The organism is Streptomyces sp. NPDC006510, assembly GCF_040611955.1.
Taxonomy (GTDB): Bacteria; Actinomycetota; Actinomycetes; order Streptomycetales; family Streptomycetaceae; genus Streptomyces.
The window spans coordinates 21,252-47,153 of sequence record NZ_JBEXPH010000019.1 but is presented as its reverse complement, the minus strand read 5'-3'; the positions used below and the strand labels follow the sequence as shown (position 1 = coordinate 47,153).

General features: G+C 70.1%; 25 protein-coding genes and 2 pseudogenes. 16 read left to right on the top strand and 11 right to left on the bottom strand.

The window, feature by feature from the left end; genetic code table 11:
• Positions 1-9: 9 nt before the first annotated feature.
• Positions 10-912, bottom strand: a complete 903-nt coding sequence (locus ABZY11_RS09215) for a M20/M25/M40 family metallo-hydrolase (protein ID WP_356478529.1) — start codon at positions 910-912, stop codon at positions 10-12.
• A gap of 414 nt (positions 913-1,326) precedes the next feature.
• Here ABZY11_RS09215 and ABZY11_RS09210 point away from each other — a divergent pair, with 414 nt between their 5' ends.
• From ABZY11_RS09210 to ABZY11_RS09190, 5 genes are all read left to right on the top strand, one after another.
• Positions 1,327-2,076 (top strand): ABC transporter ATP-binding protein, encoded by a 750-nt coding sequence (locus ABZY11_RS09210; protein ID WP_356478528.1) that lies wholly within the window; start codon positions 1,327-1,329, stop codon positions 2,074-2,076.
• Positions 2,077-2,285: 209 nt separating this feature from the next.
• Entirely contained in the window at positions 2,286-4,829 is a 2,544-nt protein-coding gene (locus tag ABZY11_RS09205; RefSeq protein ID WP_356478527.1) for a sensor histidine kinase KdpD, read from the top strand.
• A 136-nt stretch (positions 4,830-4,965) separates the two neighbouring features.
• Positions 4,966-5,658: a response regulator gene (locus ABZY11_RS09200; protein ID WP_356478526.1), complete on the top strand. Its 693-nt coding sequence runs from the start codon at positions 4,966-4,968 to the stop codon at positions 5,656-5,658.
• Positions 5,659-5,757: 99 nt separating this feature from the next.
• Positions 5,758-6,174 carry an OB-fold nucleic acid binding domain-containing protein gene (locus tag ABZY11_RS09195; protein WP_356478525.1) on the top strand — a complete coding sequence of 139 codons (417 nt, stop codon included), beginning with the start codon at positions 5,758-5,760 and terminating at the stop codon, positions 6,172-6,174.
• A 3-nt stretch (positions 6,175-6,177) separates the two neighbouring features.
• Entirely contained in the window at positions 6,178-6,939 is a 762-nt protein-coding gene (locus ABZY11_RS09190; protein WP_356478524.1) for a DUF3159 domain-containing protein, read from the top strand.
• Positions 6,940-7,051: 112 nt separating this feature from the next.
• Here the strand turns inward: ABZY11_RS09190 and ABZY11_RS09185 are convergent, their stop codons facing one another.
• Both ABZY11_RS09185 and ABZY11_RS09180 read right to left on the bottom strand, forming a co-directional pair.
• Positions 7,052-7,729: a TrkA family potassium uptake protein gene (locus tag ABZY11_RS09185; RefSeq protein ID WP_266357069.1), complete on the bottom strand. Its 678-nt coding sequence runs from the start codon at positions 7,727-7,729 to the stop codon at positions 7,052-7,054.
• Complete coding sequence (locus ABZY11_RS09180) at positions 7,729-8,397, bottom strand: TrkA family potassium uptake protein (RefSeq protein WP_072485889.1); 669 nt, start codon at positions 8,395-8,397, stop codon at positions 7,729-7,731. Before ABZY11_RS09180 ends, ABZY11_RS09185 begins: the two co-directional genes overlap by 1 nt.
• Before the next feature lie 273 nt (positions 8,398-8,670).
• On the opposite strand from ABZY11_RS09180, the gene ABZY11_RS09175 reads away from it, so the two are divergent.
• The 4 genes from ABZY11_RS09175 to ABZY11_RS09160 all read left to right on the top strand — a co-directional run bounded on the left by ABZY11_RS09175 (position 8,671) and on the right by ABZY11_RS09160 (position 14,024).
• A complete protein-coding gene (locus tag ABZY11_RS09175) occupies positions 8,671-9,327 on the top strand; it encodes a GntR family transcriptional regulator (protein ID WP_356478523.1) in 657 nt (218 codons plus the stop codon).
• 56 nt (positions 9,328-9,383) lie between these two features.
• Positions 9,384-10,433 carry a 1-aminocyclopropane-1-carboxylate deaminase gene (locus ABZY11_RS09170; RefSeq protein WP_356478522.1) on the top strand — a complete coding sequence of 350 codons (1,050 nt, stop codon included), beginning with the start codon at positions 9,384-9,386 and terminating at the stop codon, positions 10,431-10,433.
• A gap of 113 nt (positions 10,434-10,546) precedes the next feature.
• Entirely contained in the window at positions 10,547-12,595 is a 2,049-nt protein-coding gene (locus tag ABZY11_RS09165; RefSeq protein WP_356478521.1) for an APC family permease, read from the top strand.
• Positions 12,596-12,695: 100 nt separating this feature from the next.
• Positions 12,696-14,024 carry a class I SAM-dependent RNA methyltransferase gene (locus tag ABZY11_RS09160; RefSeq protein ID WP_356478520.1) on the top strand — a complete coding sequence of 443 codons (1,329 nt, stop codon included), beginning with the start codon at positions 12,696-12,698 and terminating at the stop codon, positions 14,022-14,024.
• Between the two features lie 597 nt (positions 14,025-14,621).
• On the opposite strand, the pseudogene ABZY11_RS09155 reads toward ABZY11_RS09160, so the two are convergent.
• From ABZY11_RS09155 to ABZY11_RS09145, 3 genes and pseudogenes are all read right to left on the bottom strand, one after another.
• Positions 14,622-14,830, bottom strand: a pseudogene (locus ABZY11_RS09155) (IS5/IS1182 family transposase); the annotation flags it as partial.
• Positions 14,831-15,165: 335 nt separating this feature from the next.
• The gene (locus ABZY11_RS09150; RefSeq protein WP_356478519.1) at positions 15,166-16,008 is read right to left on the bottom strand and encodes an ATP-binding cassette domain-containing protein; all 843 of its coding nucleotides are present in this window, start codon (positions 16,006-16,008) and stop codon (positions 15,166-15,168) included.
• Complete coding sequence (locus ABZY11_RS09145; RefSeq protein ID WP_356478518.1) at positions 15,975-16,331, bottom strand: oligopeptide/dipeptide ABC transporter ATP-binding protein; 357 nt, start codon at positions 16,329-16,331, stop codon at positions 15,975-15,977. The genes ABZY11_RS09150 and ABZY11_RS09145 overlap by 34 nt, the downstream gene beginning before the upstream one ends.
• Positions 16,332-16,380: 49 nt before the next feature.
• Between ABZY11_RS09145 and ABZY11_RS09140 the strand changes: the two genes are divergently transcribed.
• Positions 16,381-16,830 (top strand): substrate-binding domain-containing protein, encoded by a 450-nt coding sequence (locus tag ABZY11_RS09140; protein ID WP_356478517.1) that lies wholly within the window; start codon positions 16,381-16,383, stop codon positions 16,828-16,830.
• 17 nt (positions 16,831-16,847) lie between these two features.
• Here ABZY11_RS09140 and ABZY11_RS09135 read toward each other — a convergent pair whose 3' ends face one another.
• Positions 16,848-18,482, bottom strand: a complete 1,635-nt coding sequence (locus tag ABZY11_RS09135; RefSeq protein WP_356478516.1) for an amidohydrolase — start codon at positions 18,480-18,482, stop codon at positions 16,848-16,850.
• 93 nt (positions 18,483-18,575) lie between these two features.
• Between ABZY11_RS09135 and ABZY11_RS09130 the strand changes: the two genes are divergently transcribed.
• Positions 18,576-19,286, top strand: a complete 711-nt coding sequence (locus tag ABZY11_RS09130) for a helix-turn-helix domain-containing protein (RefSeq protein ID WP_356478515.1) — start codon at positions 18,576-18,578, stop codon at positions 19,284-19,286.
• A 28-nt stretch (positions 19,287-19,314) separates the two neighbouring features.
• On the opposite strand, the gene ABZY11_RS09125 is transcribed toward ABZY11_RS09130, so the two are convergent.
• On the bottom strand, positions 19,315-19,596 hold the full coding sequence (locus tag ABZY11_RS09125; protein ID WP_356478514.1) for an IclR family transcriptional regulator C-terminal domain-containing protein: 282 nt from the start codon (positions 19,594-19,596) through the stop codon (positions 19,315-19,317).
• On the bottom strand, positions 19,593-20,033 hold the full coding sequence (locus tag ABZY11_RS09120; RefSeq protein ID WP_356478513.1) for an IclR family transcriptional regulator C-terminal domain-containing protein: 441 nt from the start codon (positions 20,031-20,033) through the stop codon (positions 19,593-19,595). The genes ABZY11_RS09125 and ABZY11_RS09120 overlap by 4 nt, the downstream gene beginning before the upstream one ends.
• 24 nt (positions 20,034-20,057) lie before the next feature.
• Between ABZY11_RS09120 and ABZY11_RS09115 the strand changes: the two are divergent.
• Both ABZY11_RS09115 and ABZY11_RS09110 read left to right on the top strand, forming a co-directional pair.
• Positions 20,058-20,651, top strand: a pseudogene (locus ABZY11_RS09115) (carboxylesterase family protein); the annotation flags it as partial.
• 164 nt (positions 20,652-20,815) lie between these two features.
• Positions 20,816-21,373 carry a hypothetical protein gene (locus ABZY11_RS09110; protein WP_356478512.1) on the top strand — a complete coding sequence of 186 codons (558 nt, stop codon included), beginning with the start codon at positions 20,816-20,818 and terminating at the stop codon, positions 21,371-21,373.
• A gap of 132 nt (positions 21,374-21,505) precedes the next feature.
• Here ABZY11_RS09110 and ABZY11_RS09105 read toward each other — a convergent pair whose 3' ends face one another.
• Both ABZY11_RS09105 and ABZY11_RS09100 read right to left on the bottom strand, forming a co-directional pair.
• The gene (locus ABZY11_RS09105) at positions 21,506-21,709 is read right to left on the bottom strand and encodes a DUF397 domain-containing protein (protein ID WP_356478556.1); all 204 of its coding nucleotides are present in this window, start codon (positions 21,707-21,709) and stop codon (positions 21,506-21,508) included.
• The gene (locus ABZY11_RS09100) at positions 21,709-22,572 is read right to left on the bottom strand and encodes a helix-turn-helix transcriptional regulator (protein ID WP_356478555.1); all 864 of its coding nucleotides are present in this window, start codon (positions 22,570-22,572) and stop codon (positions 21,709-21,711) included. The genes ABZY11_RS09105 and ABZY11_RS09100 overlap by 1 nt, the downstream gene beginning before the upstream one ends.
• 160 nt (positions 22,573-22,732) lie before the next feature.
• Between ABZY11_RS09100 and ABZY11_RS09095 the strand changes: the two genes are divergently transcribed.
• From ABZY11_RS09095 to ABZY11_RS09085, 3 genes are all read left to right on the top strand, one after another.
• Positions 22,733-23,209 carry an ATP-binding protein gene (locus tag ABZY11_RS09095; protein WP_356478511.1) on the top strand — a complete coding sequence of 159 codons (477 nt, stop codon included), beginning with the start codon at positions 22,733-22,735 and terminating at the stop codon, positions 23,207-23,209.
• 225 nt (positions 23,210-23,434) lie between these two features.
• The gene (locus tag ABZY11_RS09090; protein ID WP_356478510.1) at positions 23,435-24,751 is read left to right on the top strand and encodes a DUF262 domain-containing protein; all 1,317 of its coding nucleotides are present in this window, start codon (positions 23,435-23,437) and stop codon (positions 24,749-24,751) included.
• 2 nt (positions 24,752-24,753) lie between these two features.
• Positions 24,754-25,881, top strand: a complete 1,128-nt coding sequence (locus tag ABZY11_RS09085; RefSeq protein WP_356478509.1) for a DUF3696 domain-containing protein — start codon at positions 24,754-24,756, stop codon at positions 25,879-25,881.
• The last annotated feature ends 21 nt before the right edge of the window (positions 25,882-25,902 follow it).

The following is a 25,902-nucleotide window of genomic DNA, read 5'->3' as shown; positions in this document are numbered from 1 at the left end:
GGTGGCCGGTCAGTGCCGGGGTGCGGTGGCGGCGAGCTTCCAGAGCACGCCGACGATGGCGTCGGTGCTGGTCGTCTCCGTCTTCGGATCCACGTTGGAGAGGTCGTCGCACGCCTCGTGGATGCAGTCCGAGATGCCGGTGCTGAGGCCGGACGACGGGATGCCGGCGTTTCCGAACGACTCGTGGTCCGAACCGCCGACGCCGATGTCGAAGGTGGGGATGTTCCGTTCGGCGAACCACGCCTCGAACGCCTGCTGGGCCTCGGTCTCGCCGTGCTCGTCGTCGTGGATCACGAGCCACTGCCGGGTGTTCCTGCTGCCCGCCTGATCGAAGTTGAGATAGACGTCGACCCTGCGGCGATCGGCCTCGGAAAGCTTGCCGACGTAGCTCTTCGAGCCGATCAGGCCCTGCTCCTCCGCGCCCCACCAGGCGAAGCGCAGGTGCCGTTCGGGCTTCAGACCGGACTGTGCCACCTGGAGGGCGGTGGCCAGGACCGCGGCCGAACCCGAGCCGTTGTCGTTGATTCCCGGGCCCTCCTTCACGCTGTCGAGGTGGGCGCCGGTCAGCAGCACATGGTCCGGGTCGCCGCCCGGCCAGTCGGCGATCAGGTTGTTCCCGGTGGCGCCGTCATGGGTGAAGGGGACCAGTTTCGTGCGGAATCCGGCCCGGTCCAGCGCGTTCTTCACGTACGCCACGGACTGCGCGTACCCCTTCGTGCCGTGCGCGCGATTGCCGCCGTTGCGGTCCGCGATGCGCTGGAGGGCGCGCAGGTGAGGCATCACCTGCTGCTCGGAGACGGTGGGGGCGGCGGTGGGCCGCGCGGCCGCGGTGGCGGCGGGGACCGCGGACAGGGTCAGGGATATCCCGAGAACCCCGGCCGCCAGCCGGGGAAGGCTCCTGCGTGATGTCATACGCAACCTTTCAAGGACGGGGCACTCGCCCCGGTGGACCTCGGTCAGGCTGGTCAGCCGGTGTCAGGAAGTTGTCGGGAAGTTGTCGGGAAGCGGTAGCGCTTCGACGGAGAGGGGCAACTGACCGACTGTTCAGCCGAGTTGACGAGGGGTCAGGCCGGTGTCGGGCAGGGCGAGATCCCCGGAGCCGTCGTCCAGGTCGGGGCCGGGACATGGCCTCGACGGGCTGTCGCAGCACACCTGAGCCGCGTCCCGGGTACCGGCGGTACGGGCTCCGCCACCGGGTGCGGCTGACCGCCGAGGGCGGCCACATCGGCATTGGGCCGGACGCCCGACAGCCCCGGCCATTGTCCAGCCCTGTGCGCATTGCACATACTGGCGGCCGACGGGGACCGAGCACGTACGGGGAGAGACATGACCAACAGCACCGGCCGGACCGGCACCGACGGGCAGGGGGGTACCGCAGTCGTCGAGGAGCGGTCCGGCGGGCCCATGGTCCGGGTCGAGGACCTGCACCGTTCGTACGGCTCCGGCGCCGGAGCGGTGCACGCGCTGCGCGGGGTGTCCTTCGAGGTGCCGCGCGGCGAGCTGGTCGCGCTCAAGGGGCGCTCGGGCTCGGGCAAGACCACCCTTCTCAACCTGCTCGGCGGGCTCGACAGCCCCGACGCCGGCCGGATCACCGTCGACGGCACGGACCTCGCCGAGCTCGGCGAGAACGGGCTCCTGGAGCTGCGCCGGGACCGGATCGGCTTCATCTTCCAGTCGTTCGGCCTGATCCCGATCCTGACCGCGGCGGAGAACGTCGGCGTGCCCATGCGGCTGCGCAAGGCGGATCCGCGCGAGCGCGAGGACCGGGTGGCGCTGCTGCTCGCCCTGGTCGGCCTCGCCGACCACGTCGCCCAGCGTCCCGGCGAGCTCTCCGGGGGGCAGCAGCAGCGCGTCGCGATCGCCCGCGCACTCGCCAACCGGCCGGCGCTGCTGATCGCGGACGAGCCGACGGGGCAGCTCGACGCGGAGACCGGGCTCGCGGTGATGGAGCTGCTGCGGGCGGTGGTGCGCGGCGAGGGCGTCACCGCGCTGGTGGCGACGCACGACGCCCAGCTGCTGGGGCTGGCGGACCGGGTGCTGGAACTGAGCGACGGACACATCGTCGAGCACGCGTAGGGGCCGGGGCGGGGCGGGGCCGGGGGAGAGGTTCTCCGAGGAGGCGTCCGCGGGCCGACCAGGGCCGTCCCGCGTCCGTCCGAGGCGTCAGAATCCTGTCAATTCGGCCCCTCGCTCCTCCCTCAGTCCCATTTGTCGACAATCCGCGGGGTAGCTTCGAAGCGGCTGCCGCATCGGACGCAGCCGGTTCAAGAGAAGACAATGGGGCCATGGCACGCGGCAAGCTTCGGATCTACCTGGGTGCGGCACCCGGCGTCGGCAAGACGTACGCGATGCTCTCCGAGGCCCATCGACGCGTGGAGCGGGGCACCGACTGCGTCGTCGCCTTCGTGGAGCACCACGACCGGCCGCGCACCGAGGTCATGCTGCACGGCCTGGAACAGATCCGGCGCCGCGAGATCGAGTACCGCTCCGCCGTCTTCACCGAGATGGACGTCGACGCGGTCCTGGAGCGCGCCCCGGCCGTCGCCCTGGTGGACGAACTGGCGCACACCAATGTGCCGGGCTCCCGCAACGCCAAACGCTGGCAGGACGTCGAAGAACTCCTCCAGGCGGGCATCGACGTGGTGTCCACCGTCAACATCCAGCACCTGGAGTCGCTCGGTGACGTGGTCGAGGCGATAACCGGCGTGCGACAGCGCGAGACCGTCCCCGACGAGGTCGTCCGCCGGGCCGACCAGCTCGAACTCGTCGACATGTCGCCCCAGGCGCTGCGTCGCCGGATGGCCCACGGCAACATCTACAAGCCGGACCGGATCGACGCCTCGCTGTCCAACTACTTCCGCCCCGGGAACCTGACCGCCCTGCGCGAGCTGGCCCTCCTCTGGGTCGCCGACCGGGTCGACGAATACCTCCAGCAGTACCGCGGCGAGCACAACATCCGCACCACCTGGCAGGCCCGCGAACGCATCGTCGTCGGACTCACCGGCGGCCCCGAGGGCCGTACGCTCATCCGCCGCGCGTCCCGGATGGCGGCCAAGGGATCCGGCAGCGAGATCCTCGCCGTCTACATCGCCCGCAGCGACGGGCTCACCTCCGCGTCGCCCAAGGAACTCACCGTCCAGCGCACCCTCGTGGAGGACCTCGGCGGCACGTTCCACCACGTCATCGGCGACGACATACCGTCGGCCCTCCTCGAATTCGCCCGTGGGGTGAACGCCACGCAGATCGTCCTCGGCTCCAGCCGCCGCAAGGCCTGGCAGTACATCTACGGACCGGGTGTGGGCGCCACCGTCGCCCGCGACTCCGGTCCCGACCTCGACGTCCACATCGTCACCCACGAAGAGGTGGCCAAGGGCCGGGGGCTGCCCATCGCACGCAGCGCCCGGCTGGGCCGGGTCCGGATCATCTGGGGCTGGCTGGTCGGCGTGGGCGGCCCGGCCCTCCTCACGCTGCTCCTGATCCGCCTCGACAGCGGCCCCGGGCTCGCCAACGACGTCCTGCTCTTTCTCTTCCTGACCGTCGCAGCGGCCCTGATCGGCGGGCTGCTGCCCGCCCTCGCCTCGGCCGCCGTCGGCTCGCTGCTGCTGAACTACTGGTTCACCCCGCCCACCCACACCCTGACGGTGCAGGACCCGGAGAACTTCGTCGCGATCGTGATCTTCTTCGCGGTGGCGGTCTCGGTCGCCTCGGTCGTCGACCTGGCGGCCCGCCGCACCCATCAGGCGGCCCGGCTGCGCGCCGAGTCGGAGATCCTCTCCTTCCTGGCCGGGAGTGTGCTGCGCGGCGAGACGACTCTGGACGCACTCCTGGACCGGGTCCGTGAGACGTTCGGAATGGAGTCCGTCGCCCTGCTGGAGCGGCGGAGCGACGTCGATCCGTGGACGTGCGCGGGGAGTGTCGGACCGAGCCCGGTGGCCCGGCCGGAGGACGCGGATGTGGACATGCCCGTGGGCGACCACATGGCGCTCGCCCTCTCCGGCCGGGTGCTGCCCGCCGAGGACCGCCGGGTGCTCGGTGCGTTCGCCGCGCAGGCCGCCGTCGTACTGGACCGGCAGCGCCTGGTCGACGAGGCGGAGGAGGCCCGGCGGCTCGCCGAGGGCAACCGGATCAGGACGGCGCTCCTCGCCGCCGTCAGCCACGATCTGCGCACCCCGCTCGCCGCCATCAAGGCCGCCGTCAGCTCGCTGCGCTCCGATGACGTCGCCTGGTCCGACGAGGACCAGGCCGAACTCCTGGAGGGCATCGAGAACGGCGCCGACCGCCTCGATCACCTCGTGGGCAACCTCCTGGACATGTCCAGGCTCCAGACCGGCACCGTCACCCCGCTGATCCGCGAGATAGACCTCGACGAGGTGGTCCCGATGGCGCTCGGCGGTGTCCCCGAGGACAGCGTCGACCTGGAAATCCCCGAGACCCTGCCGATGGTCGCGGTCGACCCCGGGCTGCTGGAGCGGGCCGTCGCCAACATCGTCGAGAACGCCGTGAAGTACAGCCGCTACGCGGAACGCGTCACCGTGGCCGCCAGCGCGCTCGGCGAACGCGTGGAGCTACGGGTGGCCGACCGCGGCCCCGGCGTCCCCGACGATGCCAAGGAGCGCATCTTCGAGCCCTTCCAGCGCTACGGCGACGCCCCGCGCGGCGCGGGCGTCGGACTGGGGCTCGCCGTGGCCCGCGGCTTCGTGGAGTCCATGGGCGGCACGCTGGACGCCGAGGACACCCCCGGCGGCGGCCTCACCATGGTGCTGACGCTCAAGGCGGCATCGGGATACGTTCCGGCCAGCCCCGACCTGCCCGCGCGGGTCACCTCGTGATCACGCGGGACACTTCATGACTACGCGGGTCACCTCGTGACCACGCAGGTCACCTCGTGACCACGCAGGTCACCTCATGATCGCCGGTACGTCCGCGTCCCGGGCGATCGCCGTACAGCAGAAAGGCAGGGCCCCCATGACCCGGGTGCTTGTGGTCGACGACGAGCCGCAGATCGTACGCGCCCTCGTGATCAACCTGAAGGCGCGCAAGTACGAGGTGGACGCGGCGCCCGACGGCGCGACCGCCCTCCAGCTCGCCGCCGCCCGACACCCCGATGTCGTCGTCCTCGACCTCGGGCTGCCGGACATGGACGGCGTCGAGGTGATCAAGGGGCTGCGCGGCTGGACCCGGGTGCCGATCCTGGTGCTCTCCGCCCGCCACACCTCCGACGAGAAGGTGGAGGCCCTGGACGCAGGCGCGGACGACTACGTCACCAAGCCGTTCGGCATGGACGAGCTGCTGGCCCGGCTGCGCGCCTCGGTCCGCCGCGCCGAACCCGTGGGTCAGCACGGCTCCGACGACGTCGTGATCGTCGAGACCGAGCAGTTCACCGTCGACCTGGCGGCGAAGAAGGTGCACCGCGAGGGACGCGACGTGAGACTCACCCCCACCGAGTGGCATCTGCTGGAGGTCCTGGTCCGCAACAGCGGCCGGCTGGTCAGCCAGAAGCAGCTGCTCCAGGAGGTCTGGGGGCCCTCGTACGGCACCGAGACCAACTATCTGCGGGTCTACATGGCCCAGCTGAGGCGCAAACTGGAGGCCGACCCCTCGCACCCCCGGCACTTCGTCACCGAGCCGGGCATGGGATACCGCTTCGAGCGCGGCTGAACGGGCCGCCGGGCACTCTTCCGCGACCCGGCCGGTATACCCGTTCGAGTGAGACCGCGGACACCCACTCGGAGCAGCCGGGACCGGTACCCTTCGGGTATGAGTGCTGTTCCTCGATCCGACAAGCCCGGCAAGGCGGAGAAGCCGTCGGGCCGCTTCCGGCGGATGCTCGACCGGCTGTCCAGCTCCCAGGAAGACCTTGAGTCCGAGGAGCTGAAGGAGGACTCGCAGGCCTCGGGTTGCACGCGGATCTCCGAATGCACCGACCGCCAGATCGTGAAGGTGACTGGTACCTTGCGGACCGTCACCCTGCGGCCGCGCGCCGGAGTGCCCGCCCTTGAGGCCGAGCTATTCGACGGCACCGCGCCGCTGGACGTGGTCTGGCTGGGCCGGCGCTCCATCGTGGGCATAGAACCGGGCCGCAAGCTCATCGCCTCGGGCCGGATCGCCATGAGTCACGGGCGCCGGGTGCTGTTCAACCCCAAATACGAACTCCGACCGCTCGGCAAGGAGTAGCCGGTGACGTCTCTCGACAAGCCGACGTCCGACACGGACCGCACCACCCGCACCGACCAGCAGGAGGCCGACGCGAAGACGGTCACCGAGGCCGCGCTCTTCGAGGCGTTCGGCGGTGTCCGGGGCATGGTGGAGACAGTCGTCCCCGGGCTGCTGTTCGTCACCATCTTCACGATCAACAAGGATCTGCACGTCTCGGCCATCGCGGCCCTGGTGGTGTCCCTGCTCCTTGTCGCCGTACGGCTGATCCGGAGGGACACCGTCAAGCACGCCTTCAGCGGTGTCTTCGGTGTGGCCTTCGGTGTGGTCTTCGCGATGATGACGGGCAACGCCAAGGACTTCTATCTGCCGGGCATGCTCTACACACTCGGCCTGGCCCTCGCCTATCTGATCACCACCCTCGCCGGGGTGCCGCTGATCGGTCTGATCCTGGGGCCGGTGTTCAAGGAGAACCTCTCCTGGCGCACCAGGAACCCCGGCCGGAAGAAGGCGTACGCCAAGGCCAGCTACGCCTGGGGACTGATCCTGCTCGCCAAGTGCGCGATCCTCTTCCCGCTGTACTGGTGGGCCGACACCACGCAGTTCGGCTGGGTCCTGGTCGCCCTGAAGATCCCCCCGTTCCTGCTCGCGGTCTATCTGACCTGGGTCTTCCTCGCCAAGGCGCCGCCGCCCATCGACGTCTTCGCCGAGATGGAGGCCGAGGAGCAGGCGGAGAAGGAGCGCAAGGCGGCCGCGGCCGCCGCGGCGCGCAACCAGGAGTTCTGAGCTCCGGCGCAACCAGGACTTCTGAGAACCGCGTCCGTCCGACATATGGGGAGGGCCCGGAACCGTGTGACACGGTTCCGGGCCCTCCCCATATGTCCGCCCGCCCTGCGGGTCAGTCCTCCGGGTCGCCCCGGCGCACCGACAGCAGGTCCTCCAACTGCTCCTCGCGTGCCTGCGCGGCCACGAACAGCAGCTCGTCACCGGCCTCCAGGGTCTCCTCGGTGCTCGGCGTCAGCACCCGCTGCCCGCGGATGATGGTGACCAGCGAGGTGTCCTCGGGCCAGGCCACATCGCCGACCTGGGTGCCGGCCAGCGCCGACTCCGGGGGCAGCGTCAGCTCGACCAGGTTGGCGTCGCCGTGGCTGAAGCGCAGCAGCCGGACCAGATCGCCGACGCTCACCGCCTCCTCGACCAGGGCCGACATCAGACGCGGCGTCGAGACCGCCACATCGACGCCCCAGGCCTCGTTGAACAGCCACTCGTTCTTCGGGTTGTTGACCCGGGCGACGACCCTCGGCACGCCGTACTCGGTCTTGGCGAGCAGTGACACGACCAGATTCACCTTGTCGTCGCCGGTCGCGGCGATCACGACGTTGCAGCGCTGAAGCGCCGCCTCGTCGAGCGAGGTGATCTCGCAGGCGTCCGCCAGCAGCCACTCGGCCATCGGCACCCGCTCCACCGAGATGGCGGTCGGCGCCTTGTCGACGAGCAGCACCTCGTGCCCGTTCTCCAGCAGCTCGCCCGCGATGGAACGGCCCACCGCACCGGCCCCGGCAATCGCGACACGCATCAGTGACCGCCCTCCTCAGGACCCTCGGCGAAGGCCGCCTCGACCTTCGCGATCTCGTCCGTACGCATCATCACGTGGACCAGGTCGCCCTCCTGCAGCACCGTCTGCGAGGTGGGCAGTATGGCTTCGCCCAGCCGGGTGAGGAACGCCACGCGGACGCCCGTCTCCTCCTGCAGCGTGCTGATCTTGTGACCGATCCAGGACGGTGTGGTGTGCACCTCCGCGAGCTGCACACCGCCGCTCGGGTCCCGCCACAGCGGCTCGGCGCCGGACGGCAGCAGCCGCCGCAGCATCTGGTCCGCGGTCCAGCGCACGGTGGCGACCGTGGGGATGCCGAGACGCTGGTAGACCTCGGCACGCCGGGGGTCGTAGATCCGCGCCGCGACATTCTCGATGCCGAACATCTCGCGGGCCACCCGGGCGGCGATGATGTTCGAGTTGTCGCCGCTGCTCACCGCGGCGAACGCACCGGCCTCCTCGATACCCGCCTCGCGGAGGGTGTCCTGGTCGAAGCCGACACCCGTGACGCGCCGTCCGCCGAATCCGGACCCGAGGCGGCGGAACGCCGTCGGGTCCTGATCGATGACGGCGACCGTGTGCCCCTGCTGCTCCAGGGTCTGCGCGAGAGCGGCTCCTACTCGCCCGCAGCCCATGATGACGATGTGCACCTTGCGCCTACCTCGCAGTCCTGGTCGTCCGGCTGACCTGCGAAAACACCCTGCTCACACTTCTTTCTCAGCTTGCCGGGCAAACAACGGGGCAACGGTCTGTCCCGTTGCCCAGGATGAGCTTATGCGGCCCGGAGTGCGAAGCCTCATCCGAGTGGGCTTTCGCCGCGCCCCGCGCGGTGGACGGCGAAGACCGCCGATCGCCGCTGCCGAAGGACGGATCTTGGACGGACCCTTGAGTGCGAAGCTCACAGACATCTAACATGTCAGTTCATGGAGACCCTGCGCCCCGTCCGACGGACCCTGCTGCGGGACACCGCCTACGAGGCGATCCGTGACGCCATCGTCCGCGGCGACATCCCGCCCGGTGCCCCCGTCCGCGACGCCGACCTCGCCGAACGCCTCGGACTCTCCCGGGCCCCGGTCCGCGACGCGCTGTCCCGGCTCGCCGGCGAGGGCCTCGTCGAGTCCAAGCCGCAGAGCTACACCCGGGTGACCCGGCTGGTGCCGCGCGACGTCCGGGACGCGGCGGCCGTCGTACGGGCCATGCAGGAACTGGCGGCCAGGACCGCCGTACCCCGCCTCACGGATGCGGACGTCACCGCGATGCGCGCGGCCAACGACCGGTTCCGGGACGCGACCCGCCGCGGCGACGTGGCGGACGCGCTGCGCGCCGACGACCTGCTCCACGACGTCCTCGTCACCGGCTGCGGCAACCGCGCCGTGGCCGCCACCGTCGAGCGCTACACCCCCCTGATCCGGCGGCTGGAGTGGCGGCAGTTCGGCACGGCGGGCTCCGCCCACGGCTCCGCGGAGCTGCACGAGCGGCTGATCGAGGCGTGCGCCCGGCGCGACGCCGAAGCCGCGGCCGGGATCACCGCAGAGATCTGGCGGGCGCTCGAAGAGCTCGCCGACGAACCGCCCGAGTAGCCCGACGACCCTGCCTGTCACAGCACCCCACCCCACCACCGAGCCAGGGAGCTCCCGTGACCACCGAAACGCCAGCCTCCCCGTCCCTCTCCTCCTACGACCGCTACCCCCTGCTCTTCGGCCCCTCGCCCGTGCACCGGCTCGACCGGCTCACCGAGCACCTCGGCGGCGCCGCGGTGTGGGCCAAGCGGGAGGACTGCAACTCCGGCATCGCCTACGGCGGCAACAAGACCCGCAAGCTCGAATACCTCGTCGCCGACGCCCTCGCGAAGGGCTGCGACACCCTCGTATCCATCGGCGGTGTCCAGTCCAACCACACCCGCCAGGTCGCGGCGGTCGCTGCCCGCGCCGGTCTCAAGTGCGTACTCATCCAGGAGAGCTGGGTCGAGTGGCCCGACGCCGTCTACGACAAGGTCGGCAACATCCTGATCAGCCGGCTGGCCGGTGCCGACGTCCGTCTGGTGCGCGCCGGGTTCGGCATCGGGGTCAAGGAGAGCTGGGAGCAGGCGCTGCGCGAGGTGGAGGAGGGCGGCGGCAAGCCGTACGCCATCCCCGCGGGCGCGTCCGACCACCCGCTGGGCGGGCTCGGCTTCGCCAACTGGGCATACGAGGTCGCCGAGCAGGAGCGCGCACTCGGCGTGTTCTTCGACACCGTGGTGGTCTGCTCGGTGACCGGCTCCACCCAGGCCGGCATGGTCGCGGGCTTCGCCGCGCTGGAGGAGGCGGGCGCCCGTCCACGGCGCGTGCTGGGCATCGACGCCTCCGCCGAGCCCGCTCGTACCCGCGAGCAGATCGCCCGGATCGCGTCCGCCACCGCACGGCTCATCGGTGTGCGCCGGGAACTCACCGTGGACGACATCGAGCTCGACGAGCGCTACCACGCGGGTACGTACGGCATCCCCGACGACACGACCCTCGACGCCATGCGGCTCGCCGCCCGTACCGAGGGCATGGTCACCGACCCGGTGTACGAGGGGAAGTCCACGGCGGGAATGGCCGACCTCGTGGCGCGCGGCGAGATCGCCCGCGATTCCACCGTCCTATACGCACATCTCGGCGGCCAGCCCGCATTGAATGGTTACAGCGCCCTTTTCGCGGACGCCTGAGTGCAAGGATTCCGTTAAGGATTTCGTGGCTTTTTCGGCCGAGCGCAGGAGATTGCGGGGCCATGGGGGTGGTGCGTCTGCGGCTTCCATACGGAACGCTTACGATCCTCTGCGTGTCCAAACTGACCGACGTGCCCAAACGGATTCTGATCGGACGGGCGTTGCGCAGCGACAAGCTGGGAGAAACGCTCCTCCCCAAGCGCATCGCACTTCCCGTCTTCGCATCCGACCCGCTGTCCTCGGTGGCCTACGCGCCCGGAGAAGTCCTCCTGGTGCTCTCCGTCGCGGGCGTGTCGGCCTACAGCTTCAGCCCCTGGATCGCGCTCGCCGTCGTGGTGCTGATGTTCACGGTCGTCGCCTCGTACCGGCAGAACGTGCACGCCTACCCGAGCGGTGGTGGCGACTACGAGGTCGCCACCACCAACCTCGGACCGAAGGCCGGGCTGACCGTGGCGAGCGCCCTGCTCGTCGACTACGTGCTCACCGTCGCCGTGTCGATCTCCTCCGGGGTGGAGAACCTCGGGTCCGCGATCCCGTTCGTCGTCGAGCACAAGACGGCGTGCGCGATTGCCGCCATCGTGCTCCTGACGCTGATGAATCTGCGCGGCGTCAAGGAGTCCGGCAAGCTCTTCGCCATTCCCACGTACCTCTTTGTGGCCGGCGTATTCATCATGATCATCTGGGGTGCATTCCGGGGACTGGTCCTCGGTGACACCATGCACGCCCCGACCTCGGGCTACGAGATCAAGGCCGAGCACGAGGGGCTCGCCGGTTTCGCGCTGGTCTTCCTGCTGCTGCGGGCCTTCTCCTCCGGCTGTGCCGCCCTCACCGGCGTCGAGGCGATCAGCAACGGCGTGCCCGCATTCCGCAAGCCGAAGAGCAAGAACGCCGCGACCACGCTGGCGATGATGGGCCTGCTGGCCGTCACCATGTTCTGCGGCATCATCGCCTTGGCCATGGCCACCGATGTGAAGATGGCCGAGAACCCGGCCAAGGAGCTCATCAACCACGGTGTCCCGGTCGGCTCCGGTTTCGTCCAGGACCCGGTGATCTCCCAGGTCGCGGCAGCCGTCTTCGGCGACGGGACGTTCTTCTTCATCGTCCTCGCGGCGGCCACCGCACTCGTTCTGTTCCTGGCCGCCAACACCGCGTACAACGGCTTCCCGCTGCTCGGCTCGATCCTCGCGCAGGACCGCTACCTGCCCCGCCAGCTCCACACCCGCGGCGACCGGCTCGCCTTCTCCAACGGCATCGTGCTGCTGGCGGGTGCGGCGATCCTGCTGACCTGGATCTACGGGGCGGACTCGACCCGGCTCATCCAGCTCTACATCGTCGGTGTGTTCGTCTCCTTCACCCTCAGCCAGACCGGCATGGTCCGGCACTGGAACCGCCACCTGGCGACGGAGAAGGACCCGGCCAAGCGCCGTCACATGGTGCGCTCCCGCGCGATCAACACCTTCGGTGCCTTCTTCACCGGCCTGGTGCTCGTCGTCGTGCTCGCGACCAAGTTCACCCACGGCGCCTGGGTCGCACTCCTCGGCATGGTGATCTTCTACGGGACGATGACCGCGATCCGCAGGCACTACGACCGGGTCGCCGAGGAGATCGCCGCCGACGAGACCCCGTCCGACGAGACGATCCGGCCCTCCAGGGTCCACTCGATCGTCCTGGTCTCCAAGCTCCACCGGCCCACCCTGCGCGCCCTCGCCTACGCCAAGCTGATCCGCTCGGACCGGCTGGAGGCGCTCTCCATCAGCGTCGACCCGGCGGAGACCAAGGCGCTCAAGGACGACTGGGAGCGGCGCGGCATCGACATCCCGCTGAAGATCCTCGACTCCCCGTACCGCGAGGTGACCCGGCCGGTCATTGACTACGTGAAGAGCCTGCGCAGGGAGAGCCCGCGCGACGTCGTGAGCGTGTACATCCCGGAGTACGTGGTCGGCCACTGGTACGAGCACCTCCTCCACAACCAGAGCGCCCTGCGCCTCAAGGGGCGGCTGCTGTTCACCCCGGGCGTCATGGTGACCTCGGTGCCGTACCAGCTGGAGTCCTCCGAGGTGGCCAAGAAGCGCGCCAGGAAGCGCGCCGAATGGAACGCGCCGGGCTCGGTGCGCCGTGGCCCCGTGGAGAGCAGGCCCAAGGAACCCAGCAACAAGAGCTGACCGCCCCCGCCCGCTCGTGGTAAGCGGCCGGACGACACCCACGTAGACTCGTGGGTTGTTGTCCGGCCGTTTTTCCCTTGATCTCTGGAGCCACCCCCTCATGCAGAACGAACCCACGTCGTCGCTGGTCGGGGAGGAGTACGAGGTCGAGGTCGGCCCCGTCGCACACGGCGGCCACTGCATCGCCCGCACCTCGGAGGGCCGGGTCCTCTTCGTACGGCACACGCTCCCCGGCGAGAAGGTCGTCGCCAGGGTCACCGACGGCGAGAGCGACTCCCGCTTCCTGCGCGCCGACGCGGTACGGATCATCGAGGCGTCCAAGGACCGCGTCGAGGCGCCCTGCCCGTACGCCGGCCCCGGCAAGTGCGGCGGCTGCGACTGGCAGCACGCCAAGCCCGGCGCCCAGCGCCGGCTCAAGGGCGAAGTGATCGCCGAACAGCTCCAGCGCCTCGCGGGCCTCACCCCCGAGGAGGCGGGCTGGGACGGCACGGTCATGCCGGCCGAGGGCGACAAACTCCCGGCGGGCGAGGTACCCGCCTGGCGCACCCGCGTCCAGTACGCCATCGACGAGGACGGCAAGGTCGGCCTGCGCAAGCACCGCTCGCACGACGTGGAGCCCGTCGAACGCTGCCTGATCGCGGCCCCCGGCGTCACCGAGCTCGGCATCGAGAAGCGGGAGTGGCCCGGCATGGCCACGGTGGAGGCCATCGCCGCCACGGGTTCCCACGACCGCCAGGTCATCCTCACCCCGAGGCCCGGCGGCCGGCTGCCCCTGGTCGAGCTCGACAAGCCCGTCTCGGTGATGCGCGTCGACGAGCGCGACGGCGGCGTCCACCGGGTGCACGGCCGCGCCTTCGTCCGCGAGCGCGCCGACGACCGCACCTACCGGGTCGGCTCCGGCGGCTTCTGGCAGGTCCACCCGCAGGCCGCCAACACCCTGGTCCGCGCCGTCATGCAGGGCCTCCTGCCCCGCAAGAACGACATGGCCCTCGACCTCTACTGCGGCGTCGGCCTCTTCGCCGGTGCCATCGGCCAGCGCATCGGCGAAAAGGGCGCCGTCCTTGGCATCGAGTCCGGCAAGCGCGCCGTCGAGGACGCCCGCCACAACCTGAAGGACCTGGACCGGGTCCGCATCGAACACGGCAAGGTCGACCAGGTCCTCCCGCGCACCGGCATCACCGAGTGCGACCTGATCGTCCTCGACCCGCCGCGCGCAGGCGCCGGCAAGGCCACGGTCAAGCAACTGGTCGCCTTGGGCGCCCGCCGCATCGCCTACGTGGCCTGCGACCCGGCGGCCCTGGCCCGGGACCTGGCGTACTTGCGGGAGGGCGGGTACAAGGTGCGGACGCTGCGGGCGTTCGATCTGTTTCCGATGACGCATCATGTGGAGTGCGTGGCGATCCTCGAACCGGCGGCCAAGGGTTCCTGACCTGCAAGTTTGTTGCCGGAACGGGTCGCTCGACCTGTTTCCCTACGTGCACTGGATCGAGCGGACAGGCTGACCCTGGGGGTGGCTTGACCTGCGATTCCCTGGTGGATGCAGCGACAGCGGCGACGATTTCAGGGCCTCGCTTGAAGATTCTTGACGCTCGGATGACGCTTGCTCCGAGGCTCTGGCCCAGCTGCTCCGGTGCGTCACTCTTTGCGGGGTTTCGGAGCGAACGAGGGTCCAGGGGCTCGGGGGACCATTTCCGATGGGTATTTGCGGGCCTACCTGTGCGTGGGTGGAGCTGGGCCGGGTCCTGGCCATGACTGGCTGGCCATTTTTGTTCGTTGCTCTTGGAAAGCGTGCCGTGACAGCATTCGGCGCGTGTTCGCTAACGGGGATGACGTAGCGGAGCCGCCTGTTCGGCGTTCGAAGATCGCTGACTTGGTGGACTGGCCTGCTCCCGAGGCGCCGATGGCACCGTGTGAGGCACTGGAACCGGTCCCTGCCGTGGCGTCGGAGCGTGATCTGGCGGTGGTGGCTCGGCGTGAGTTTGCTGTGTTGCTGGGGGAGTTCCGGCGTACGGCGGTGCTGGTGCCGCTGCCAGGCGTGGGTGCGCTCCACGTGCCGCCTCTGGCTTGCCTGGATGGGCGCCTTCTCGCCCTTGTGCGCGATTCGACCGTGCAGGCCGCGCTCATCGAGCAGGGCGCGAGTCCTGTCGGATTCGTAGCCGGCGTCCAGGTGGACGGTGATGCTGTCGGGAGCGGTCCGAGCTCGTCCAGGCGGTCCAGGGGCGGGGCGAGCAGCGGGTGACGTGAAGACGGGCAAGGGCGGGTAGTGCGGATCGTGGGGCCCGCATTCGTGGTGCCAAGCGGTCATGCTCAGCCACATGCGCGAAGCGCCCATTGGTCTGACATACCACTGCCCGGCCCGGCGCTGCCTGCCTCACGACTTTCCGCTGCGTCAGAGCGTCTGCGACTACTTCGCCCCATGGCAGACCGGCGGAAGTCCACGTCATGTGCACGGAGCCCGGCCTCCCCGCCGAACAAGGACCACCCGACACGGGGACGGGTGGATCCTGCCGGCGTCGGGATGGGCGTCGGCCGGGCGGGAGTGCGGTGGTCGGGTTCCGTACCCGTGTCGGTCAGTCGAGCGCTCGGCGCCCCGCCACCGCCCGGTCCGGGTCCCAGCCGCGCCGGGGCACGGAGTCGAGCAGCAGACGTGTGTAAGGGTGTTCCGGGGTGTCCAGTACATGGGCGGTCGGGCCGGCCTCCACGACCCTTCCCGACCTGAGTACCAGCACCTCGTCCGCGATGTGCCGGACCACGGCGAGGTCATGGGTGACGAAGAGGTAGCCGATCCCCTCCTCACGGCGAATCGTGGTGAGAAGATCGAGGATCTGGGCCTGGATCGATACGTCGAGTGCCGCGACCGCCTCGTCGAGGACGAGAACCCGGGGCTGCACCGCGAGAGCACGCGCGATGGCCACGCGCTGACGCTGCCCGCCGGAGAGATGCCGGGGCAGGGCAGCGGCCTCGCGCTCGCCGAGGCCGACCTGTTCCAGGAGCTCGACGACCCGCGACCGCCGGGCGGCGGCGTCCAACTCGGTGTGGAGGCGGAGTACTTCGTCCACGCAGTCGGCCACCCCCACCCGCGGGTCCAGCGACAGGTACGGATCCTGGAAGACCATCTGGATCTCCCGGGCCCGGGCCAGCCGTTCGGCCCGGTTGCGAGCCCGCGCCGAACGGTCCCGGCCGTCCAGGCGGATGGTGCCGTCGTCCGGGCGTTCCAGGCCGACGAGCATGCGGACCGTCGTGGTCTTGCCGCTCCCGGACTCTCCGACCAGGGCGAGGGAGGCTCCTGGTGCAAGGGTGAACGACACGCCGTCCACGGCCGTGTGGTTCCCGTACTGCTTGCACAGGCCCTCGACCACGAGTCCGTTCAGCGTGGCGGTCACAGTGTGATCCCTTCGTCGGCACGGTGGCATGCGGCGAGACCGTCGCCGAACCGCGCAAGTGCGGGCGCCTCCTCGAAGCAGCGCGGCAGCGCGTGGGCGCACCGCGCGGCGAAGGCACACCCAGGTGGTGTCTCGGCGAGGGAGACGGGGCGGCCCGGGATCGGCCTGGGAGCCGGTGCGCCCGGTTCGACGCGCGGGGTACTGGCGAGCAACCCGGCCGTGTACGGGTGACGTGGCCGGTCGAACAGTTCGTCCGTGCCCCGGGTCTCGACGATCCGGCCCGCGTACAGTGGACGTCGACGCCGGCGCGGCGGTGCGCGAGACCCTGGGCCACCTCGGGAAGCAGGGGGCACGGCGGCCCGTGCTCGTTCTGCCCGACAGCAGCACCCGGTTCCAGAGGGGGTGCTCGCCGCCTATCGCGACTGGTGCACCGAGCACGGTCTGCCGGAGCGGGTCGTACGAGCCGAGGCCGCCGGCAACGGACCGGTCGTACGCGCCGTCGAGACGGCTCTGGCGGGGTCCGCGGCGGGTGACCGGGAGGGAGACCGCGAGCGGCCCGACGCCCTGTTCGTCGTCGCCGAGGCGAGCCCGCCCCTCGTTCTGGAGGCAGCGCGCCGCCATGGCTACGAGGTGCCCCGCGATCTGCTCCTCGTCTGTGTGAGCGAGGACATGACGGCCGAGCACACCGAGCCGCCCGTGACGACGCTGAGCCTGCAGCCCGGGAAGGTCGCGGAGGCCGGCATCGAACACCTCGTGGCCGTCCTGGAGCATGGCCGGCGGGAGTCTGCCGGGGTGCTCGTGCCGACCCGCCTCGACGTACGGGCGTCCTCGTTGCGGACGGGGCCGGCCTGATCCCCGCGGCGGCGGGCTCAGACGGAGTGCACGAGCCTGCCGCCGACATAGGTTCGCTCCACCCTGGCCTCGGCTATCTCCTCCGGGGGCGCGGTGAGGATGTCCCGGTCCAGCACGACCAGGTCGGCGAGGTGGCCGGGGCGCAGACTGCCCGTGTCGTCGAGGCCGTTCACATGGGCGGAGCCGGCCGTGTAGGCGGCCAGGGCGGAGGTGAGGTCGAGGCGCTGTTCGGGCAGGAAGACCCGCTCGTCGGTGGCCTCGGGATCCCTGCGGTTGACGGCGACGTGGATGCCTTCGAGGGGGTCCGGGCTGCTGACGGGCCAGTCGCTGCCGGCGGCCAGGGTGGCTCCGGCCCGCAGCAGATCGCCGAACGGGTACTGCCAGGCAGCGCGTTCGGGGCCGAGGAAGGGGATTGTGAGTTCGTCCATCTGGGGTTCGTGGGCGGCCCAGAGGGGCTGGATGTTGGCGATGGCGCCGAGGCGGGCGAAGCGGGGGAGGTCATCGGGGTGGACGACCTGGAGGTGGGCGAGGTGGTGGCGATTGCCGCGGTGGCCGTTGGCGGCCACCGCGGCTTCGACGGCGTCGAGGGCCTCGCGGACGGCGCGGTCGCCGAGGGCGTGGAAGTGGACCTGGAAGTCGAGGGCGTCGAGACGGGTGACGTATCCGCGCAGCGCCTCGGGGTCGACGAAGCTCAGCCCACTATTGGTGGTGGCGCAGCCGCAGCCGTCGAGATAGGGGGCGGTCATGGCGGCGGTGAAGTTCTCCGCGATGCCGTCCTGCATGATCTTCACCGAGCCCGTCCGGAACCGCCCGATGCTCAACTTCTCGCGCAGCGAGACCAGTTCGTCGAGCTGTTCGGCCCCTCGCTCCCGGTCCCACCAGAGAGCGCCGGTCACCCGGGCGGTGAGCGAGCCGTCGCGGGCGGCGGTCACATAGGCGTCCGACGGATCGGGTTTGCCGCCGAACACACCGAGCAGTGCGTCCTGCCAGCCGGTGATGCCGAGGGAGTGCAACAGTTCCTGGGCCCGGAGGAGGCCGGCCAGCCGGTCCGCGGGGGTGCTTGCCGGCACCAGTCGGGCGACCAGTGCCGCGGCGCCCTCCTGGAGCATGCCGCTGGGAGTGCCGTCCGGTTCCCGTTCGATCCGTCCGTCGGCGGGATCGGGGGTGGCCGCGGTGATCCCGGCGAGTTCGAGCGCCCTGGTGTTGGCCCAGGCGCCGTGGTGGTCCCTGTTCGACAGCAGGACCGGGCGGTCCGGGACGACGGAGTCGAGCAGGTGCCGGGTGGGCAGCCCGCCCTCGAAACTCTCCATCGACCAGCCGCCGCCGGTGATCCACATGTGGTCCGGGTGGGCATCCGCGTACGAACGGATGCGGGCCAGGTAGTCCGCGACCCCAACGGTTCCGGTCAGATCGCACTCGGCCAGCTCCGTCCCGCCGGAGACGGCGTGGATGTGGGCGTCCTGGAACCCGGGGATCAGCAGCTTCCCGGTGAGGTCGACGACCTCGGTGCGGGGGCCGACGAGCGCGCGTACCTCGTCATGGCCGACGGCCACGATCCGCTCGCCGACGACGGCGAGCGAGGTGGCCCGGGAACGCGCAGGATCCATGGTGAGAACGGGGCCGCGGGTGAAGACCAGGTCAGCCGTGGTCATGTGAGGCTCCAGAGCGTGAGGTGACGGGTCGGTGGACCTCATGGAAGCGGGGCGGCCGTTTACACGTCAATGGTGTTGACGTAACGTCCGGGCATGGCTGAGCGGGTGGTACCCCAAGGCAGACGACAGCGTCGCAGACCGACCAAGTGCGGGGCTGTCCTCTCGGAACGGTTGATCGTCGAGACCGCGCTGCGTCTGGTTGCGGAGCACGGCGCCGAAGCGCTCTCGGTACGGAGACTGGGCGCCGCACTCGGCGCGGATCCCAGTGCTCTCTATCGCTACTTCCGCAATACCGACGCGCTGCTCCTCGCCCTCGCGGACGAACTCATCGGCCGTGCGCAGGAGGGCTGGACGGCCACCGGCGACTGGCGGGCCGACCTCCGCGCGATCGGTCTGCGCATTCACGCCTCCTACCGGTCCAACCCGCAGGCCGCCCTCCTCGCGGTGCACCGTACGACAGGGCGTCCCCATGAGATCCGGGCCGTCGGGACGATCCTCGGCATTCTCCGCTCCGGAGGCTTCCCGGACGCCCTCGCGGTGCGGATCTACCACGCCTTCGTCGACCAGGCCCTCGCTTTCGCCGCCCAGGACGCCGCCGCGCTCGCCCTTCCGAAGAAGGCCCAGGAGGCAGACGCGGAGGTCTGGCACGCGGTGTACGGGAGGCTTTCGCCCGATACCCACTCGAACATCGCCGCTGCCTTCCCGCTCCTCGCCGCCGACATGCGCGACAGCGGCTATCCCTTCGCCCTGGAGCTGATGCTCGACGCGGTGGCGGTGCTCCGTCCGGCGACGGACGGGGACTGAGCGGCCGTCGGGGGCGTGTCCGGGGCGTTCAGACGGCCGTCAGCGGGGAGAAGCGGCCCACGGCGGCGAGGTCGGCGCTGATACGGGCGGCGGTCTGCTGGAGGTGCGGCAGCAGGGCGGCCAGGCTCTCCTCCGGGGCGGCCCGGCCGGCGTGCAGAGCCACGTTGACCGCTGCGACCACCCGCCCGCCGCCGTCCGTGACCGGCGCCGCGAGCGAGCGCAGCCCGTCCTCCAGCTCCTGCTCCACCCATCCGTAGCCGCGCCGGGCGGTGGCTGCCACGGCCTCGCGGAGTCCCTGGGGTGTCGTCACCGTGCGGGGGTCAGTGCCTCGGTCGCCGCCCGGGTGAGTCGCGTGGCGAGCTCCGCCTCGGGGAGCGTGCTGCCGGACATCTCCGTCTGCGACGGAGCGCCGCAGGGGTCCGCCGCTCCGGCCTTCTCCGCCGGGGCGGTCGAGGTCGGGGAGGCCAGGGCCGCCTCCATGGCGGCGAGCGCGCGGTGCAGCGGGGCCAGTGCCTGCTCCGCCAGTGACCGCGCACTGTGCCCACTGGTGTGGCTGACCACGCTGACCGCGCAGACCACCGCGCCGGCCGGGTCCCGTACGGGCAGGGTGACGGCGATCAGTCCCGGCTCGATCAGCTGGTCGTCCATTGCCCAGCCGTTGTCGTGAGCCTTGCGAACCCGGTCGAGGAAGTCGGCCTCGATCTCCTCGGCGGAGGGCGCCGACGCATCCTCCGGCCGGGGCGGCACGGACGGGAAACCGCTGTCCAGCGGATCCTTCGCGCGCCGCGTCCCCTTCGCTTCCTCGGCATTCCCTACGCGCAGCCCCCGGTGGGTGAACTGCGGTTCGCGGCCCCAGTGCCGCCGGCCCCCTGGACGGAGCCGTTGGATGCCATGGCGTACGGACCGACGGCGCAGCGCCGTGCCTTCGCCGAGGTCACCACGATTCCGGAGCCCTCGATCCCGGGAGAGGGGGTACTGAACCTCAATGTGTTCACCCCGGCCGCCGACCCGGAAGCGGGTCTGCCGGTCCTCGTGTGGATCCATGGGGGTGGTTACGTGGCCGGATCGGCGGCCAGCCCGTGGTACGACGGGGCGGCGTTCAACCGGGACGGCGTGGTGCTGGTGTCCATCGGCTACCGGCTGGGAATCGAGGGCTTCCTGCAACTGGAGGATGCCCCCGACAACCGGGGGGTACGGGACTGGATCGCGGCACTGGAGTGGGTACGGGACAACATCGCGGCGTTCGGCGGCGATCCGGCGAAGGTGACCATCGCCGGACAGTCCGCGGGCGGTGGCGCCGTCCAGACCCTGCTCGCGGTTCCGGCCGCCCAGGGCCTCTTCCGGGCCGCTCTCTCGGTCTCCGGAGCGGTCATGCGGCCCCAGGGACGGGACATGGCCGAGAAGGTGTCGGCGCTGTTCACCTCCCGTACTGGCGTCCGGCCACCGCCGCCGCCCTGCGCGACCTGACCGACGACGAACTCCTCGACCTTCAGGACCGATTGGGCGAGCAGGGTCCCGATAGCGACGCGATGCCGATGCTGCTCCTCGCCCCCTTCGCGGACGGCGAGCTCGTCCCCGAGCCGGTGCACGAGGCACTCGTCGACGGCGAGGCCGGTGCGGACATTCCGTTGATGCTGGGCTTCACCGCCCACGAGTTCCACATGATCGAACCCCCCGAGCTGGGTGCGGCCCTCACCGACGAGTTGTTCCGTGCTCCCGCCCTCGCGATCGCCGAGGCCCGCGCTCGCACGGGACGCCCGACCTGGCTCTATCAGTTCGAATGGCCGGCCACCGCGCCTGCCTTCGAGGGCCTGGCACACCACTGCGTCGACCTCCCCTTCGCCTTCGATCTCCTGAACGCTCCCGGCGTTCCCGAAGCCCTCGGCGACCACCCTCCTCAGCCGCTCGCCGACGCTCTCCACGAGTCCTGGGTGCGGTTCGTCCGCGACCTCGATCCGTCCTGGCCGAGCTACACCCCCGGCACCCGTGCGACCCGGATCTGGTCCGCCGAACCCCAGATCGCGCACGACCCCCTGCGTGCCCTGCGGGAGAGCTCTTGTGAGCGCGACGGGCGCCCGGTGGCCTGACCGTGCCACACGTTCGATCAAGGATTCGTTCGACCGGGGCAAGTGGACTCCGCCGTCCACCTGACCCGGATGCGCCAGCGCCCCGCGCCCGGTACAGAACCGGACGCGGGGCGTCAGCGTGGTCGTCGTGCGTCAGTGATCGGTGGCGTAAGAGACGAAGGCGGCCCACTCCTGGCGCCCGAAGGCGAGCTGAGGGCCCTGCACATGCTTCGAGTCGCGTACGTGGATGGTCCTGGGGGCGAAGGCGACCTCCACACACTCCGGGCCGTCATTCGTGCTGTAGCTGCTCTTGAACCACTCCAGCGCGGAACCGTTCCCCGTCGAGGGGTTGGTCATCATGTTTCTCCCAGCACTTTCTCGATGAAGGCCAGCGACTCACGGGGCGTGAGGGCCTGGGCCCGGATGATGCCATAGCGGATCTCAAGGATCTGGAGCTCCCTGGGGTGGGAGATCAGCCGATTGGTGAGCTGGACCTCGTTGTGCCCCACGGTGTCCCCTTCCTCGAGCCGGAGCAGCTGAAGCGATCCCGCGAGGCCGGCGTGGTCCTCACGATCCGTGGGCATCACCTGGATCTCCACGTTCCGTCGCCGACCGACACCCAACAGGTGTTCGAGCTGCTTCCGCATCACCATTCTGCCCCCGAGCGGACGGCGAAGCGTCACCTCTTCCAGGACAAAACTGAACACGGGTGCGGGCTGCCGGTCGAAGATCTCCTGGCGTCCCAAGCGCGCTGCGACAAGGTGCTCAATCTCCTCCTCGGTGAAGGGCGGACGCCGCATCCCGTACAACGCCCTCGCGTACTCCGTCGTCTGAAGCAGGCCGTGGACGACGGAGTTGGCGTAGGCGCACAGCTCAACCGCCTTTGACTCCAGCTTCGCCAGATCCCGCACCTTCTTCGGGTACCGAGCCTCCTCCGCATCCTTCTTCAGCCCGGCGATCAGCCCACCGGCCTCCAACACCCTGTCGGCCTTCTCCAGAAACGTCTCACTCGGCGCCCGCCGCCCCCGCTCCACCGAGGAAACCTGCTCCTCGCTGTAACCGATGGCCGCCCCCAACTCGGCCTGGGTGAGCCCCTTCCGCTCGCGGCACGTCTTCACGATCCTGCCGATCGTCCGCAGTACGGCCGCCGACTCCTCGTCGTCACTGTCGTACGGCTCCGTCCCGTCGCCGCCCTGCGTTGTCTGACCCGTCGCACCCACGTTCGCGCACCTCCGCGTCGCCCCGTCCGTACCCAACTCCTCGTCGGCGCACCGCGTAACGCCACGTCGCCCGGACAGAGCCGGACAGCACCCGGACAGTGACGCTGCGTACCGCCGTCGTTACTGGTCAGGGTAGAGGTGGCCGACCACGCTGAGTGACATGAATCGCGATACTGCCCACTCACCGGCACTCCGCCCCGGGCTCACGCAACACACCGCTCCCGCCCGCCACTTCACCATCCTGCTCTCGGCCACCCCGCGCGGCGCCCGCCTCGCCCGCCGCCTCGCCGCCGAGGAACTCCATTGCTGGGGCTGGCCGTACGACACCGAGGCCAACCGGACGGCGACGCTCCTCGTGGCCGAACTCGCCACGAACGCGGTGCGGCACGGCCGAGTGCGAGGCCGCGACTTCCGCCTGCGGCTCGCCCTCCGTCCAGGGGGTCCAGCTCTCCGTATCGAAGTCACGGACGCGCATCCCGAGCGCCGCCCACCCGCTCCCGGCACGATCCCTCCGCCGTGCCCCGACCTCGACTCCGGCCGGGGCCTTCTCCTCGTGGAGGCCCTGTCCACCCACTGGGGAACCAACGATGGCGACCCGTACACCAAGACCGTCTGGTGCGAGGTCGCCCTGACCTGACTGTCGGTGTCGGATGCGACGCTGATTGTCATGGCGCCCGCCCGCCGCCCGCGAGCGCATGCGGGAGACCACGGAACGCCTGATCGCGGCACTTGCCGAGGGCAACCGCCGCTCGTCCACTACCGGGGAACCCGAGGAGGCGGGTGACGAGCCGAGTCACCCGGCACCGTCCTGCCCCCACTGCGCCGAGCGCTCGGCCGTCACCGCGGGGTCACGGCCGGTAGGGTGAGGAAGGGCCAGGACCGAGAGACGACCCGGCACGAGACGAGGGCGAGGGCGACGGGCGACATGGCCGCGCTGGAGGACAGCAGCCAGGGACGAACACGGGACCGGCGGTCGGTCTACGAGCGGTACCAGGAGGCGCCGGGGGAGCACTTCGTCAGCCTGGACGAGCTCTTCGGCCGGGAGACCACTTCCGACGGGCAGCCCACCGATGTCGAGCGGGAGGTCGTCGAGGAGGGCGTCGACGAGATCACCTCGCCCTTCGACCCCGAGCACATCGACATCGAGACCCGCACCACCACGGTCGACCTGCTGATCTCCCGGCTCCGCAACGAGATGATCGACCTCGCGCCCGACTTCCAGCGCCGGGCCGGCATCTGGACGGACGAGAAGCAGAGCCGCCTGATCGAGTCGCTGCTGCTGCGCATTCCCATCCCGTCCTTCTACGCCGCCGAGCAGAAGGACGGCAGCTGGGCCATCGTTGACGGCATCCAGCGCCTGACCTCGATCGCCCGCTTTTTCGATGCCCAGACGGTTGACGCCCCGCCGTTGAGGCTCAAGGGACTGGAGTACCTGCGCAACTTCGCGGGGGCGGGCTTCCACGACCTCTCCGGCAAGCTCCAGATCCGGTTGCGCGAGACCGAGGTCGTCGTCCACGTCATCAGGCGCGGCACCCCCGAACCGGTCATGTTCAACGTCTTCGCCCGCATCAACACCGGGGGCGAGCCCCTCACCCGGCAGGAAATCCGGCACGCGCTGATCCCGGGCCGCTCCAGGACCCTCCTCGCGGAGCTCGCCGATTCCCAGGAGTTCCGCAGCGCCACCGGGTACAGCGTGGTCGGGGACCGGATGGCCGACCGCGAGATGGTCCTTCGCTTCGTGGCCTTCCGGCTCACTCCTCCGGACGGGTACCGCAACGGTGACTTCGACGGGTTCCTGGCGGATGCCATGCACCGCATCAACCGCTTCGACCCTGCGGACGAGGAGCACCTGCGGTACGAGTTCACCAGCGCCATGACGGCGGCCCAGACGATCTTCGGTGTCCATGCCTTCCGCAAGTTCCGCTCGGGCCAGCAGCGCAAGTCGCCCATCAACAAGGCCCTGTTCGAGACCGTCGCGGTGAATCTGGCCGGGCTCGCCCCGTTCCAGCACGACAGACTGAGGCAGTTGGACGCACTGGATGCCTTCGCGGACCTCATGGAGGACACCGAGTTCGAAAGGTCCATCTCCGTGGCCACCGGCGACCCCAAGAAGGTACGGAAGCGGTTCGAAGCCGTGCAGGAACTCTTCGAAGACCTCCTCGAACACGGAGACGCCTGACAGTGATCACCCAACTCACGCTGGTCAACTTCAAGGCGTTCCGCCGCCTCGAACTCCCCATGGGACCGCTGACCCTCCTCACCGGCCTGAACTCGTCCGGCAAGAGCAGTGTTCTCCAGGCCCTCGCCCTGCTTCGCCAGTCGTTCGGGCCTGATCGAACGACGTCCCCCGAAGGGGGGCTGCTGCTCAACGGTGAGCTGGTCGAAATGGGCACAGCGCGAGACCTGCTGCATGACGATTTCGGCCCTGCGGACGACTTGCTCGCAACCGGGGCTCCAGTGGTGGGCTTCGTGGTCGAAGCGGACAACCTGCCCAGTCGGTTCATCGCCCGCTACGATCTCGGGCAGCCCGACGAGGACGTGATGGAGGCTTATGACTTCCCCGCGTTCCGATCGTTGCTCCGGGAGCCCTTCCAGTACCTCCACGCAGACCGCATCACCCCTGCGGTCACCTACCCGCGTTCCCGTCAGATCGCCATCGACCGCGGCTTCCTCGGTGTGCGAGGCGAACACACTGTCAACTACCTCCGTCACAATGCCGAGCGTGAGATCCCCGACGGCCCGCTCCGCCACCCCGGCGCGACCTCCCCTCAACTCCTCGACCAGACAGTCGCCTGGATGCAGGAACTCTGCCCCGGCGTGAACCTCCAGACCTCCGCGATCGAGGGCACCGACTTCGTCCGCCTCTCCTACGGCTTCGGCGGCACCGCCGGTATCAACGCCACCCGCCGTCGCCGCCCCACCAACGTCGGCTTCGGTCTCACGTACGCCCTGCCGATCGTGGTCGCCTGCCTCACCGCGACCCCCGAGAGCCTGATCCTGCTGGAGAATCCCGAGGCTCATCTGCACCCCAAGGGGCAGAGCAGGATGGCGGCTCTGATTTCCGCGGCCGCCGCCACCGGGGCGCAACTGGTGGTCGAGACCCACAGCGACCACGTCCTCAACGGCGTCCGCCTCGCCGTCAAACGGGGGGGCTTGCGGCCGGACGACGCCGTCATCCACTTCTTCCGGGGCAACGGCTCGGGCGCCGAGGTCATCAGCCCCCGCGTCGACAAGGACGGCATGCTCGCCCAGTGGCCCGAAGGGTTCTTCGACGAGTGGGAGAACTTGCTGGATCAGCTGCTGGACTGACGGAAAGTCGCCGGAAATCGA